At 67.6% G+C, this 13,286-nt stretch carries 18 protein-coding genes; 14 read left to right on the top strand and 4 right to left on the bottom strand.

The features are described 5' to 3' along the window. Nucleotides 1–78 precede the first annotated feature (78 nt). Complete coding sequence (locus tag Q7P21_RS01260) at nucleotides 79–594, top strand: GNAT family N-acetyltransferase (RefSeq protein WP_304167748.1); 516 nt, start codon at nucleotides 79–81, stop codon at nucleotides 592–594. Here the strand turns inward: Q7P21_RS01260 and Q7P21_RS01255 are convergent. The 3 genes from Q7P21_RS01255 to Q7P21_RS01245 are packed head-to-tail and all read right to left on the bottom strand — an operon-like array spanning nucleotide 578 to nucleotide 2,480. Continuing rightward, nucleotides 578–973, bottom strand: coding sequence for an NUDIX domain-containing protein (locus Q7P21_RS01255; RefSeq protein ID WP_304175374.1), 396 nt, complete (start codon nucleotides 971–973; stop codon nucleotides 578–580). The genes Q7P21_RS01260 and Q7P21_RS01255 overlap by 17 nt on opposite strands. Beyond that, nucleotides 970–1,986 carry a porphobilinogen synthase gene (hemB, locus tag Q7P21_RS01250; protein WP_304167754.1) on the bottom strand — a complete coding sequence of 339 codons (1,017 nt, stop codon included), beginning with the start codon at nucleotides 1,984–1,986 and terminating at the stop codon, nucleotides 970–972. The genes Q7P21_RS01255 and hemB overlap by 4 nt, the downstream gene beginning before the upstream one ends. A 17-nt stretch (nucleotides 1,987–2,003) precedes the next feature. Next, a complete protein-coding gene (locus Q7P21_RS01245) occupies nucleotides 2,004–2,480 on the bottom strand; it encodes a hypothetical protein (RefSeq protein WP_304167757.1) in 477 nt (158 codons plus the stop codon). 94 nt (nucleotides 2,481–2,574) lie between these two features. On the opposite strand from Q7P21_RS01245, the gene Q7P21_RS01240 reads away from it, so the two are divergent. The 5 genes from Q7P21_RS01240 (at nucleotide 2,575) to hemA (ending at nucleotide 7,871) form a co-directional block, all read left to right on the top strand. Continuing rightward, nucleotides 2,575–3,714 (top strand): isobutyryl-CoA dehydrogenase, encoded by a 1,140-nt coding sequence (locus tag Q7P21_RS01240; RefSeq protein ID WP_304170088.1) that lies wholly within the window; start codon nucleotides 2,575–2,577, stop codon nucleotides 3,712–3,714. Beyond that, nucleotides 3,711–4,763 carry an enoyl-CoA hydratase/isomerase family protein gene (locus tag Q7P21_RS01235; RefSeq protein ID WP_304170089.1) on the top strand — a complete coding sequence of 351 codons (1,053 nt, stop codon included), beginning with the start codon at nucleotides 3,711–3,713 and terminating at the stop codon, nucleotides 4,761–4,763. The genes Q7P21_RS01240 and Q7P21_RS01235 overlap by 4 nt, the downstream gene beginning before the upstream one ends. A gap of 56 nt (nucleotides 4,764–4,819) precedes the next feature. Next, nucleotides 4,820–5,572 carry a class I SAM-dependent methyltransferase gene (locus Q7P21_RS01230; protein WP_304175372.1) on the top strand — a complete coding sequence of 251 codons (753 nt, stop codon included), beginning with the start codon at nucleotides 4,820–4,822 and terminating at the stop codon, nucleotides 5,570–5,572. Nucleotides 5,573–5,602: 30 nt separating this feature from the next. Next, entirely contained in the window at nucleotides 5,603–6,490 is an 888-nt protein-coding gene (gene mmsB / locus Q7P21_RS01225) for a 3-hydroxyisobutyrate dehydrogenase (RefSeq protein WP_304175370.1), read from the top strand. Nucleotides 6,491–6,644: 154 nt separating this feature from the next. After that, complete coding sequence (gene hemA, locus Q7P21_RS01220) at nucleotides 6,645–7,871, top strand: 5-aminolevulinate synthase (protein WP_304170092.1); 1,227 nt, start codon at nucleotides 6,645–6,647, stop codon at nucleotides 7,869–7,871. Between the two features lie 189 nt (nucleotides 7,872–8,060). Here the strand turns inward: hemA and Q7P21_RS01215 are convergent, their stop codons facing one another. Continuing rightward, a complete protein-coding gene (locus Q7P21_RS01215) occupies nucleotides 8,061–8,492 on the bottom strand; it encodes a MucR family transcriptional regulator (protein ID WP_304170093.1) in 432 nt (143 codons plus the stop codon). Between the two features lie 166 nt (nucleotides 8,493–8,658). Between Q7P21_RS01215 and glyA the strand changes: the two genes are divergently transcribed. The 8 genes from glyA to Q7P21_RS01175 all read left to right on the top strand — a co-directional run. Beyond that, nucleotides 8,659–9,948 (top strand): serine hydroxymethyltransferase, encoded by a 1,290-nt coding sequence (gene glyA / locus Q7P21_RS01210; RefSeq protein ID WP_304175368.1) that lies wholly within the window; start codon nucleotides 8,659–8,661, stop codon nucleotides 9,946–9,948. 42 nt (nucleotides 9,949–9,990) lie between these two features. Further along, nucleotides 9,991–10,464: a transcriptional regulator NrdR gene (gene nrdR, locus Q7P21_RS01205; protein ID WP_304170095.1), complete on the top strand. Its 474-nt coding sequence runs from the start codon at nucleotides 9,991–9,993 to the stop codon at nucleotides 10,462–10,464. Continuing rightward, nucleotides 10,454–10,843: a hypothetical protein gene (locus tag Q7P21_RS01200; RefSeq protein WP_304170096.1), complete on the top strand. Its 390-nt coding sequence runs from the start codon at nucleotides 10,454–10,456 to the stop codon at nucleotides 10,841–10,843. Before nrdR ends, Q7P21_RS01200 begins: the two co-directional genes overlap by 11 nt. Beyond that, the gene (locus tag Q7P21_RS01195; RefSeq protein WP_304175366.1) at nucleotides 10,843–11,487 is read left to right on the top strand and encodes a RibD family protein; all 645 of its coding nucleotides are present in this window, start codon (nucleotides 10,843–10,845) and stop codon (nucleotides 11,485–11,487) included. Before Q7P21_RS01200 ends, Q7P21_RS01195 begins: the two co-directional genes overlap by 1 nt. Continuing rightward, on the top strand, nucleotides 11,488–12,078 hold the full coding sequence (locus tag Q7P21_RS01190) for a riboflavin synthase (protein WP_304170098.1): 591 nt from the start codon (nucleotides 11,488–11,490) through the stop codon (nucleotides 12,076–12,078). Between the two features lie 27 nt (nucleotides 12,079–12,105). Beyond that, entirely contained in the window at nucleotides 12,106–12,570 is a 465-nt protein-coding gene (ribH, locus tag Q7P21_RS01185) for a 6,7-dimethyl-8-ribityllumazine synthase (protein ID WP_304170099.1), read from the top strand. Next, complete coding sequence (gene nusB / locus Q7P21_RS01180; protein WP_304170100.1) at nucleotides 12,567–13,022, top strand: transcription antitermination factor NusB; 456 nt, start codon at nucleotides 12,567–12,569, stop codon at nucleotides 13,020–13,022. The genes ribH and nusB overlap by 4 nt, the downstream gene beginning before the upstream one ends. Further along, on the top strand, nucleotides 13,009–13,286 hold a 278-nt coding region (locus tag Q7P21_RS01175; RefSeq protein WP_369685437.1), incomplete at its 3' end, for an AIR synthase related protein. The genes nusB and Q7P21_RS01175, both read left to right, overlap by 14 nt.

The following is a 13,286-nucleotide window of genomic DNA, read 5'->3' as shown; positions in this document are numbered from 1 at the left end:
GTCTCGGCGGCGCCGGCGGGACTCGACGCGGGACGCTAATCCGGCATTGCTGAGCTCGAAAGCCGCACGGAGCACAGAATGGGGAACCTGATCGAGACCGAGCGCCTGGTGTTTGCGGAGCTGCGGGTCGGCGAGGACGAGGCCTTCATCCTGGAGTTGCTGAATTCCCCGGGCTTCATCGACAATATCGGGGATCGCGGGGTCCGCGACCTGGAGGGCGCCCGGCGCTATATCCTGGATGGCCCTGCCGCCAGTTATGCTCAAAACGGGTATGGCCTGTGGCGCGTCGCACAGCGCGGCGACGGAGCGTCGGTCGGCCTTTGCGGCCTGGTCAAGCGCGAGGGCCTCGAGGCGCCCGATGTCGGCTACGCGTTCCTGGAAAGCGCCTGGGGCCAGGGCTACGCCGCCGAGGCCGCTGCGGCGACCCTCGGCCATGCCCGCCGGGTCCTGGGGCTAGAGCTGATCCTGGCGATCACCAAGCCTGGCAACACCGCCTCGATGCGGGTGTTGGAGAAGATCGGCCTGCGGTTCGAGAAGATGATCCGGCTGCCCGGCGCGACCGAGGACAGCACCTATTTCACGACGGCGCCCTAAGCGCCGGCAGGACCTTGGTCTCCAGCAGTGGGGCCAGGCGGACGGCGGGCGGAGCCGACGGGCTGATCCACAGCAGTTCTGCGATCTCTGCCTGGGCGAGGATCGGGCCGGAGACCGTCGCCTCATAGACGCTGGAGTGGACCACGGCGTCTGGCTCGTTGGCCGCCACGGCTTCGAAGCGGCCAAAGGCCGTGGCGCGGTCCAGCTGACACCCCAACTCCTCACCCAGTTCCCGGGCCAGGGCGACGATCTCATCCTCGCCCGCCTCAGGCTTGCCGCCCGGCAGCATGAAGGCGGTCGTGCCGGCCTTGCGCACGGTGAGCAGCCGGTCCGCCTCGTCGCGGATCAGGGCCGCGACCACGCGAATGATCCGGCTCACGCCCCGAGCATGCGCGCCGCCACCGGCGCGAAATAGGTGATGACGCCTGCCGCGCCGGCCCGCTTGAAGGCGCCGAGGCTCTCCAGGATGGCGCGGTCCTCGTCGAGCCAGCCATTGGCGGTCGCCGCCTTGATCATCGCGTACTCGCCGGACACCTGGAAGGCGAAGGTCGGCATCTTGAAGGCCTCGGCCACCCGCTGGACGATGTCGAGATAGGGCATGCCCGGCTTGACCATGACCATGTCGGCGCCCTCGGCGATATCCAGCGCCACCTCGCGCAGGGCCTCCTCGGTGTTGGCGTAGTCCATCTGGTAGGTCTTCTTGTCGGCCGGATTCTCCACCGAGCCCGTGCCGAGCTTCCCGGAGCCGATGGCCTCCCGATAGGGGCCGTAGAAGGCCGAGGCGTATTTGGCGGCATAGGACATGATCATCACGTCCTGGTGGTTTCCCGCTTCCAGGGCCTGGCGCAACGCGCCGACCCGGCCGTCCATCATGTCGGAGGGCGCCAGGATGTCGGCGCCGGCCTCGGCCTGCATGATCCCTTGGGCCACCAGCCGCTCGATGGTCGGGTCGTTGAGGATGCGGCCGCCCTCGATGACGCCGTCATGGCCGTGGTCCGTGAAGGGGTCCAGCGCCACGTCGCACATGATCCCGACCTCGGGCGCGGCGTCCTTCATGGCCTTGACCGCCCGGGCGACGACGCCGTCCGGATCGAGCGCCAGGGTCCCGGCGGCGTCCTTCTTGGCCCCATCGATGTGGGGGAAGACCGCGATGGCGGGGATGCCCAGCCGGCGGGCTTCGACGGCGGCCTTGGCGCAATCCTTGACCGACAGGCGCGAGACGCCCGGCATGGAGGCTACGGGAATCTCGCCTTCGCCCTCGTGGACCACCATCGACCAGATCAGGTCAGCGGGGGTGAGCACCGTCTCGCGCACCAGCCGGCGCACCCAGTCGGCCTGACGCAGGCGACGCAGACGCAGGGCGGGATAGGCGGCGAGGGGGGCAGGGGACATGGACGAAGCTCCAAAGACTAGGCCGCGCTGTCGCCGATCCCCCGCTCCGACGCAAGCCTGATGAAGCCGATGGCCGGCGCCGCGACCAGCCACAGTCCGGTCAGGATCGACAGGATCACCCCACCGACCACCAGGCCAATGACCCGGCCGTCAAGGCTCATATGCGACAACTCGATGTTGACGGAATGGGCCTGCTCCCAGCTGTGGAAACCGCCGACCGCGATCAGCTCCGAGAGGCCGCTGACAAGCGCCGTCAGGAAACAGACACCCGCCGCCAGGGTCAGGGCGAAGGCTACCCAGAAGATGCGGATCTGGAAGGTATGGTGGCTGCGGATACGCGCCGGCGCCTCGTCACGCTGAACATAGGCGATGATCACCGCGATCAGGGCCGGGACGCCGGCGAAGAAAATGGCGGCGAACAACAGGCCATAATTCACCAGGGCCAGGTTCCGGGCCGTCTCTCCCTGTCGCCAACGACCGGCGTCATCGCCCATGGGAATCCTTTCGACCTCCGTTCGGGTCGTTGACAGGTTGCGCCAGCGGAGCGAGTTCCTCAAGCCAACCAATTCGAGGGCGGTTCCCAGGGCCATGGACTTCAATCTCACCGACGATCAGCGGGCGATCGAGGATGCGGCGCGGGTGTTCGCCGCCGAGGAGATGGCGCCGCATTCGGCCCGCTGGGACGAGGAACGGCATTTCCCGGTCGATGTGCTGCGCAAGGCTGCGGGCCTGGGCTTCGCCGGTCTGTATGTGGCCGAAGACGTCGGCGGTTCGGCGCTGAGCCGGCTCGACGCCTCGATCGTGTTCGAGCAGTTGAGCCACGGGGATGTGGCGACTGCCGCCTTCCTGTCGATCCACAACATGGTCTCCTGGATGGTCGACCGGTTCGGATCAGACGACCTGCGCCACCGATACCTGCCCCGGCTGACCGCCATGGAGCTGATCGCCAGCTATTGCCTGACCGAGCCTGGCTCGGGCTCAGACGCTGCGGCCCTGGCGACCACGGCGACCCGGGATGGCGACGACTATGTGCTGACCGGCTCCAAGGCCTTCATCTCCGGGGCGGGGGTCTCGGACGTCTATCTGGTCATGGCCCGCACCGGCGCGCCCGGCGCCAAGGGCGTCTCGGCGTTTCTGGTCGAGCGGGACTGGCCGGGCGTCTCCTTCGGCGCCAATGAGAAGAAGATGGGCTGGAACGCCCAGCCGACCGCACAGGTCAATCTGGACGGGGTCCGGGTTCCGGCCGCAAACCGGCTGGGCGCGGAGGGGGAGGGGTTCCGCTTCGCCATGGCCGGCCTCGACGGCGGCCGGATCAATATCGCCTCCTGCTCGCTCGGCGGGGCTCAGCTCGCGCTGGAGACCGCCCAGGCCTATCTGGAGAGCCGCAAGCAGTTCGGTCAGCCGCTCAAGGACTTCCAGGCGCTGCAGTTCCGGCTGGCCGACATGGCCACCGAGCTCGACGCCGCCCGGCTGATGGTCCGCCGCGCCGCCGATGCGCTGGACAAGAAGGACCCCAAGGCCACCCAATATTGCGCCATGGCCAAACGGTTCGCCACCGACGCCGGCTTCGAAGTGGCCAACCAGGCCCTGCAACTGCACGGCGGCTATGGCTATTTGCGCGACTATCCGCTGGAGCGGATCGTCCGCGACCTGCGCGTCCACCAGATCCTGGAGGGCACCAACGAAATCATGCGGGTGATCATCGCCCGGGAGCTGCTGCGCCAATGACCGACGAAATCCTGGTCCGGGTCGAGGGTCGCGTCGGTCGCCTGACCCTCAATAGACCCCAGGCCCTTCACGCCCTGACCACGGCCATGTGCGTGGGCATGACCGAGGCCCTGCTGGCCTGGAAGGATGATCCCGCCGTCGAACTGGTCCTGCTGGACCATTCCGGCGAACGCGGCTTCTGCGCGGGCGGCGACATCCGCATGCTGGCGGAGAGCGGGGCTGGAGACGGCCAGGCGGCGCGGGCGTTCTTCTTCACCGAATACCGCCTGAACCACCTGCTGTTCGAATATCCCAAGCCGGTCCTGACCATCATGGACGGGGTGACCATGGGCGGCGGCGTCGGCCTGGCCGCGCCCTCGCGCTATCGGGTCGCGACGGAGCGGACCACCTACGCCATGCCGGAGACCGGCATCGGCCTGTTCCCGGATGTCGGCGGCGGCTGGTTCCTGCCGCGCATGCCGGGGCATATCGGCCTATGGCTGGCGCTCACCGGCGCGCGGGTGAAGGCTGCTGACTGCGAATTGATCGGCATGGCCACCGACTTCATCGAGACCGGCAAGATCGAGGCCTTCAAGGCCGCCGTGATCGCCGACCCGGCGGCGGTCGAGACCCTGCTGACTGAATATGAGGGTGACCCCGGCCGTCCGCCGCTCGCCGCCCACCAGGACGAGATCGACCGTCTGTTCGGGAAGGACAGCGTCGAGGCGATTGTCGCGGCGCTGGAGGCGGCCGACACCGACTGGGCCCGCGACCAGCTGAAGGTGCTGGCGACCAAGTCGCCGCAGACCCTGAAGGTCGCCTTCCGCCAGCTGCAGCTGGGCGGCCAGGCCAGCACCTTCGCCGAGAACATGGAGATGGAGTATCGCGTCGGCGCCCGGGTGGTTCAGCGCCATGACTTCATCGAGGGGGTCCGCGCGGTCATCGTCGAGAAGGACAATGCCCCGAAATGGAATCCGCCGACCCTTTCCGGGGTCAGCGAGCAGATCATCGAAACGATCTTCGCGCCCTTGCCTTCCGCCGAGGCCTGGTCGCCCTTAACTGGACTGTAATGGGACGCCGCCGACCGAGCGATGGTATCGGGGCCGCCTATTCACGGGAGGAACCGATGAAACGCAACCTGATGCTGGCCGCCATGGCGGTCGTGGCCCTGGGCACGGCTGACGCCGCCTGGGCCAAGCCCTCGGCGGCCATCGTGGCCGCCGTCGCCGACAAGGGCCGTCCCGCCGAGGACACCGCCCGCGACGCCGACCGCAAGCCGGCCGAGATGCTGGAGTTCGCGGGCGTGAAGCCTGGCCAGACCGTGGGCGACTTCCTGCCCGGCGGCGGCTACTTCACCCGCATCTTCGCCAAGGCCGTCGGCCCCAAGGGCGCGGTCTATGCGATCATCTCCGAGGGCCAGGCCGCCAACAAGGACAAGCCGCCGGCGGTGAACGCCATCGCGGCCGACGCCAACTATGGCAACGTCAAGGTCGTGGCCGCCAACTTCCAGAGCCTGGCCCTGCCAACCCCGGCTGACGTGATCTGGACCTCGCAGAACTATCACGACCTGCACCTGACCCGCCTGAACCTCGACGTGGCGGCGGTCAACAAGGCGGTGTTCAACGCCCTCAAGCCGGGCGGCTACTACATCGTGCTCGACCATGCGGCCCCAGCCGGCACCCCGGTGGACGCCGCCAACACCCTGCACCGCATCGACCCGGCGATCGTGAAGACCGAACTTGAGGCCGCCGGCTTCAAGCTGGTCGGCGAGAGCAGCGTGCTGCGCAACCCCAAGGACGACTTCACCAAGAACGTCTTTGATCCGGCCGTTCGCGGTCACACCGACCAGTTCATCTACAAGTTCCAGCGGCCGAAATAGGTCGCGGACGCCACCAGGGAAGAGACCATCATGACCCGTATCGCCTTCATCGGGCTTGGCAATATGGGCGGCGGCATGGCCGCCAATCAGGCCAAGGCGGGTCATGAAGTCTCGGCCTTCGACCTGTCCGCCGTCGCGCTCGAACGCGCGGCGGCGGCCGGTTGCCATCCTGCGGCCTCGGCGGCCCTGGCCGTGGCGGGCGCCGATGTGGTGATCACCATGTTGCCGGCCGGGCCGCATGTCCGCGCCGTCTATCAGGACGAGATCGCGCCCAACGCCAAGCCCGGCGCCCTGTTCATCGATTGCTCCACCATCGATGTGGAAAGCGCCCGGGCCGTCGCCGCCCAGGCGACCGCCCTGGGCTTCCGGTTCGCCGACGCCCCGGTGTCCGGCGGCGCGACCGGCGCTGAGGCCGGAACCCTGGCCTTCATGGTCGGCTGCGCGCAGGCTGACTTCGCCGCCATCGAGGCGGTGCTGGCGCCCATGGCTAAGGCGGTGATTCGGGCCGGCGACCATGGCGCGGGCCAGGCGGCCAAGATCTGCAACAACATGGTGCTCGGCATCTCGATGATCGGGGTCTGCGAGGCCTTCGCCCTGGCCGAGAAGCTCGGTCTTGACCCGGAGCGCTTCTTTGAGATCGCCTCCAAATCCTCGGGCCAGTGCTGGTCCCTGACCAGCTACGCGCCCTGGCCGGGCCTGGTGGAGACCGCACCGTCCAACCGCGACTATCAGGGCGGATTCGCCACGGCCATGATGCTCAAGGACTTGAAATTGGCCCAGGAAGCCGCCGCAAAGGCCGGCGCCACGACCCCGCTGGGCGCTCAGGCCGAGGCGCTGTACGCCCTGTTCGACCGGCTGGGCGCCGGCGGCAAGGATTTCTCGGCGATCCTGCAGCTGTTTCGCGGCGTGGCGCCCTGACCCAAGCTTCAGCGTCAATCCGGTTGATGCAAATCAAGCGACAGCGGCGCCGGCGCTTGTAGACAACGTAAACCGTGGGTGCGAAAAGCCCGACACAACAAGGGGACCGGCCGTTGCGCGAGATGGTCAAACGCGCGACCGGGTTTCAGCTTCGATGAATTATCAGGACGCTTTCCGCTCCGCTGTCGACAAGGTTCGCCAGGAGGGCCGTTATCGGGTCTTCGCCGACCTCAAGCGACACAGGGGCCAGTTCCCCCGGGCCACCTGGACCCAGGATGACGGCAGCCAGGGCGATGTGATCGTCTGGTGCTCCAACGATTATCTGGGCCAGGGCCAGAACCCGGTCGTGCTCGACGCCATGCACAAGGCGATCGAGGAGGCTGGCGCCGGTTCCGGCGGCACCCGCAACATCTCGGGCACCACCCACTACCATGTCGAGCTGGAGGCCGAACTGGCCGACCTGCATCGCAAGGAAGCCGCCCTGCTGTTCACCTCGGGCTATGTGTCCAACGAGGCGTCGCTCTCGACCCTCTACAAGGTGCTGCCGGGGCTGATCATCTTCTCCGACGCCCTGAACCACAATTCCATGATCTCGGGCATCCGCGCCGGCCGTGGCGAACGCCACGTGTTCCGCCACAATGACCTGGCCCATCTGGAAGAACTGCTGGCCGCCGCCGATCCGGCTGCGCCGAAGCTGATCGCGTTCGAGAGCGTCTATTCGATGGACGGCGACATCGCCGACATCGCCGGCACCATCGCGCTGGCCAAGCAATATGGCGCTCTGACCTATATCGACGAGGTCCACGCAGTCGGCATGTACGGTCCGCGCGGCGCCGGCGTCGCCGAACGCGATGGAGTGATGGCCCAGATCGACATCATCGAGGGCACGCTGGGCAAGGCCTTCGGGGTGATGGGCGGCTATATCGCGGCCGACGCGATCATCGTCGACGCCATCCGCAGCTATGCTGACGGCTTCATCTTCACCACCTCGATCCCGCCGGCCCTGGCCGCGGGCGCCGTGGCCTCGATCCGCTATCTGAAGGAACACAACGAGGTCCGCATCGCCCACCAGGAGCGCGCCGCCGCCCTGAAGGCGCGGATGGCCAAGGCCGGCCTGCCGGTCATGCCCTCGGTCAGCCACATCGTACCGGTCGAGGTGGGCGACCCCGTCCACTGCAAGATGATCTCCGATATCCTGCTCAGCGACTACGGCATCTATGTCCAGCCGATCAACTATCCGACCGTGCCGCGCGGGACGGAGCGACTGCGCTTCACCCCGTCGCCGGCCCACACGGATGACATGATGGAAGATCTGGTGCGTGCGCTGGAAAAGCTCTGGACCCGCTGCAACATCAAGCGCGTCGGCGGCTACGCGGCCTGAGCCACGCTGCAGATCGTTGGAATGCGGCCGGCGGACCTGGGGTTCGCCGGCCGTCTTCGTTTTAGGTCTGCCGCGACATCGGACGATCTTGCGCCCGCGCCCGGCCGGACGCATAAGGCGCGTCAGGTTCACCGGAGACGCAGGCGCTTCACTTCATTTCCGAAACGCAGACATCCGTCCTGCGGCGCGCTACTTGCCCCGCCGCACGCCCAGGCCCAGGCCGATCTGCTTGGCGAATTCGCTGCGTCTGGCCGCATAGGCCGGGGCCACCATCGGATAGTCCGCCGGCAAGCCCCACCTCTTGCGATAGTCCTCAGGACTGAGATCGAAGCGCGAGCGCAGATAGCGCTTCAGCATCTTCAATCGCTTGCCGTCCTCCAGACAGACAATGTGGTCGTGCTGCACCGACTTGCTGATCGGCACGGCTGGCTTGGGCCGGTCCTCGACAGCCGACACGCCGGGATGACCCAGGGTCTTCAGGGCGCCGTGAACCGTCAACAACAGCTCTGGCACCGCCTCGGCGGCCACTTTGTTGCGGCTCACATAGGCGGTGACGATGTCGACCCCCAAGCGAAGCAACTCACCTTCCGAAGTCTCACTGGCTTCGGGTTCCATACTCATTCCACGCCCCTGTTCTGTGCGACGACTCTTCCGGCGGGGCCCGACGCATCAGCCCGCGCACCTCCGGCGTGGGCACAACGTTTCAGCCGCTCACTTAGTTCCGAAGTTTGTTCCGCGCGCCGATAGCGCTAAAGAGCGCCCAGCCGAATCCCGAAAGGCCCCCGCCATGACCGTCCACGCCGCCAACTCGATCGACGCCTTCTTCACCAGTCCCGTCGCCGACAGCGATCCCGCGATCTCGAAAATCCTGCAGGGTGAACTGCGCCGCCAACAGGACCAGATCGAGCTGATCGCGTCCGAGAACATCGTCTCGCGCGCCGTGCTGGACGCCCAGGGCTCGGCCCTGACCAACAAGTACGCCGAGGGCTATCCGGGCAAGCGCTACTACGGCGGCTGCGAGGTGGTCGATGAGGCCGAACTGATCGCCATCGATCGCGCCAAGCAGCTGTTCGGCTGCGAATTCGCCAACGTCCAGCCGCACTCCGGCAGCCAGGCGAACCAGGCGGTGTTCATGGTCACCATGAAGCCGGGCGACACCTTCATGGGCATGAACCTCGACCATGGCGGCCACCTGACCCACGGCAAGAGCGTCAACCAGTCGGGCAAGTGGTTCAACCCGGTCGCCTATGGCGTCCGCGCCCAGGACCACCTGATCGACTATGACGAGGCCGCCGAGGTGGCGCGCGCCAACCAGCCCAAGGTGATCATCGCCGGCGGCTCGGCCTATTCGCGGGCCATCGACTTCAAGAAATTCCGCGAGATCGCCGACGAAGTTGGCGCGATCCTGATGTGCGACGTGGCGCACTATGCCGGGCTGATCGTGGCCGGCGAATATCCGAACCCATTCCCCCACGCCCACATTGTCACGACCACCACCCACAAGACCCTGCGGGGACCGCGTGGCGGCATGATCCTGACCAACGACAAGAAGCTGGCCAAGAAGATCGATAGCGCCGTGTTCCCCGGCCTGCAGGGCGGGCCCCTGATGCACGTGATCGCCGCCAAGGCCGTGGCCTTCGGCGAGGCCCTGCGGCCCGAGTTCAAGCTCTATGCCCGCCAGGTGATCGAGAACGCCCGCGAACTGGCGGACAGCCTGCAGAGCGTCGGCTTCAAGATCGTCTCCAACGGCACCGACAGCCACCTGATGCTGGTCGACCTGACGCCCAAGAACGTCAGCGGCGTCGACGCCGAGGCGGCCCTGGAGCGGGCGGGGATCACCACCAACAAGAACAGCATTCCCGGCGATCCTCTGCCGCCGATGCAAACCTCCGGCCTGCGGGTCGGCTCGCCGGCCGGCACCACCCGCGGCTTCGGCCCGGGCGAATTCCGCCAGATCGGCAAGTGGATTGGTGAGGTCCTCGATGGTGTCGCGGCGGGCGGCGACAATTCCGCTGTGGAAGCCAAGGTCCGCTCGGAAGTCCTGGCGCTGACGAAACGCTTCCCCATCTATGGGTAATACCTCTATCTAGGGGGTCGGTAGGCCGGGAGGGGCTACATCATGCGCTGCCCGTTCTGCGGCCACGCCGAAAGCCAGGTGAAAGACTCGCGGCCCTCGGAAGATGGGGCCGCGATCCGTCGCCGTCGTCTTTGCCCCGAATGCGGCGGCCGCTTCACCACCTTCGAGCGGGTCCAGCTGCGCGAGCTGACCATCGTCAAGCGGTCGGGGCGGCGCACGCCGTTCGAGCGCGACAAGCTGGCGCGCTCCATCGCCATCGCCACCCGCAAGCGGCCCATCGAGCCGGAGCGGATCGAGCGGATGATCTCCCTGATCACCCGCCAGCTGGAAAGCATGGGCGAGACGGAACTGCCGTCGTCGGCGGTGGGCGAGATGGTGATGAAGCAGCTCAAGGCGCTCGATGACGTGGCCTATGTCCGCTACGCCTCGGTTTATCGCGACTTCCGGGAAGCCGGCGAATTCGCGACTTTCCTGGGTGAGGAAGGGCTGAACGAAGGCGCCGAGGATGACCGCTAGGTCCGCGCCGACCCAGCTGAACCTCAACGGCCTGGAAACCGATGTCCTGCAGCTGCTGATCGAAGCCCACCCCGACCAGGCCGATCTGTTGCGCGCCCAGCTGGGCCAGTCGACCGTGACCTCGCGGCGCTGGACCGGCGCGGGCTTCTTCCTGAATTTCCGCGTCCAGGCGGCGGAGCGGTTCGAGCCCCCGCGCTTCGAGCTCAACGACGTCTATGCCGAGATCGACGGCCTCGATAACGGCGCGGGCTTCGTGCTGTTCATCCGCGACGGCAAGATCGACTTCCTGGAAGGCCACAGTTTCGGCGAGGACTGGCCCCGGACCGACGGCGGCCATCGCGCCTTCATCAAGTCGCCGGTGCGAGGCGTGCTGCACTGATGTCGGTGACCCTGAAGCTGGCCACCTCGCTCGATGGCCGGATCGCCACGGCGGCGGGGGAGAGCCGCTGGATCACGGGGCCTGAGGCCCGAGAGGCCGTCCACGACCTGCGCGCCCAGCATGACGCGGTGCTGATCGGGATCGAGACCGCCCTGGCCGATGATCCCGAACTCACGGTCCGTCTTCCCGACTATCAGGGGCCGCAGCCGGCCAGGGTGGTGCTCGACAGCCGCCAACGCCTGCCCGAGGGCTCGAAACTGGTGAGCGGCGCCCGGGACATTCCGACCTATATCGTGACAACCGCTGCGGCTGATCCGCGCCTGACGGACCTGGGAGTCCGGGTGATCCGGTCGCCGGCCGGCGCCGATGGTCGCCTGGATCTGACGGCGGTCGTGCGCTTGCTGGCGGCCGAGGGGTTGGCCCGGCTGTTCGTCGAAGGCGGAGGGCAGGTCGCGGCGAGCTTCCTGCGCGCCGGCCTGGTCGACGCCCTGGAATGGTTCCGCGCGCCCTTGGTGCTTGGCGCCGAGGGCCGCCCCGGCATGGGAAATCTGGAAATCTCGGCGCTTTCCGACGCCCCGCGCCTCAAGCGGGTTGACGTCCGCGAGGTCGGTTCCGACCTGTGGGAGCGCTACGAAAGGATCTGAATGTTCACCGGCATCGTCACCGACGTGGGCCGCGTTCGCGCCGTCCGCGACACCCACCGCGACCGCAGGTTCGAGATCGAGACCCGTTTCGATCTGTCGACCGTCGAGATCGGCGCCTCGATCAGCCATGCCGGCTGCTGCCTGACCGTGGTCGAGAAGGGCCTGGGCTGGTTCGCGGTCGAGGTCTCCGGCGAAACCCTGTCCAAGACCAGCATCGGCGACTGGGTCGAGGGCCATCCGGTCAATCTGGAGCGCGCGGCCCGGGTTGGCGATGAACTGGGCGGCCATATCGTCTCCGGCCATGTGGACGGTGTGGGCGAGGTGGTCTCGATCACCAGCGAAGGCGGGTCACACCGGGTGCAGGTACGGGTCCCGCGTCCGCTGCACCGCTACATCGCCCCCAAGGGCTCGATCGCCGTCGAGGGCGTTTCCCTGACCGTCAACGAGGTCGAGGACGACCTGTTCGGGGTCAATCTGATCCCCCACACCTGGGAGGTGACCACGCTCGGGACGCTCAAAGTCGGCTCACGGGTCAATCTGGAGATCGACATGCTGGCGCGCTATCTCGCCCGCTGGCGCGAAACGGCCTAAAGGGTCGCTTCGAACAGGAACCGACGCATGCTTGAAGACAAGATCCGCATCCTCGTGGTCGAGGCGCGATTCTATTCCGACCTCGCTGACGAGCTGCTGCGCGGAGCCACCGATGTGATCAGCGCCCACGACGCCGAGTTTGATGTGATCAGCGTGCCGGGCGCCCTGGAGATCCCTGCGGCCATCGCCATCGCGGAGGAGGGCGGGCGGGGTCCGAGCGGCAAGGCCTATGACGGCTATGTCGCCCTGGGCGCGGTGATCCGTGGTGAGACCTATCATTTCGAGATCGTCGCCAACGAGAGCGCCCGGGGCCTGACGGACCTGGCGGTCGGCAAGCGCCTGGCGATCGGCAATGGCGTCATGACCGTCGAGGACGAGGACCAAGCCTGGGCCAGGGCCCGGCCCAGCGAGGGCGACAGGGGCGGCCGCGCGGCTCGCGCGGCGCTTGAGATGATCGCCCTGAAGCGCCAGCTGTCGGGTCAGGCCCGATGAGCAAGCCCAAGCAGGCCCGTTCCGTCGCCCGCCTGGCGGCCGTCCAGGCGCTCTATCAGATGGAAGTCTCCGGCGCCGGCGTCGAGGCGGTGATCCGTGAATTCGCCGAGCATCGCTTCGACCGGAGCATGGAGGGCGATGAGAGCGCGCCGCTGGCCGCCGCCGATGAGGGCTTCTTCGCCGATCTGGTGCGCGGCGTGGTCGGGGCCCAGCGCGAGATCGACAGCGCCGTGGTCAAGCGACTGGCGACCGGCTGGCGGCTGGAGCGGCTGGACGCGACGGTCCGCGCTATCCTGCGGGCAGGCGCCTTCGAACTGGCCCACCGCGCCGACGTGCCGGTCGAGGTGGTGATCGACGAATATGTCGAGCTCGCCAAGTCGTTCTTCGAGGGGCCGGAGCCCGGCTTCGTGAACGGCGCCCTGGACGGAGTGGCCCAGGATGTCCGGCCCTGAGGCCACCCCGCCCGACGAGGTCGATCCGCCCGATGAGTTCGGGCAGATCGCCCGGCTGTTCCGCCCCCTGACGCGCGGCGCCCCCGAGGCGCTGGAGCTGCTGGACGACGCCGCAGTCATCCCGTCGCGACCCGGGTTCGATCTGGTCGTGACCAAGGACGCCCTGGTCGCGGGCGTGCACTTCCAGCCCGACGAGCCGCCGGATCGGATCGCGCGCCGGCTGTTGCGCGCCAATCTCTCCGACCTGGCCGCCAAGGCCGCCGC

It is taken from the genome of Phenylobacterium aquaticum (assembly GCF_947378715.1).
GTDB classification, from domain to species: Bacteria; Pseudomonadota; Alphaproteobacteria; order Caulobacterales; family Caulobacteraceae; genus Phenylobacterium; species Phenylobacterium aquaticum_A.
Note: the sequence above shows the minus strand (reverse complement) of the source record. Positions and strands in the feature narration are given on the sequence as shown.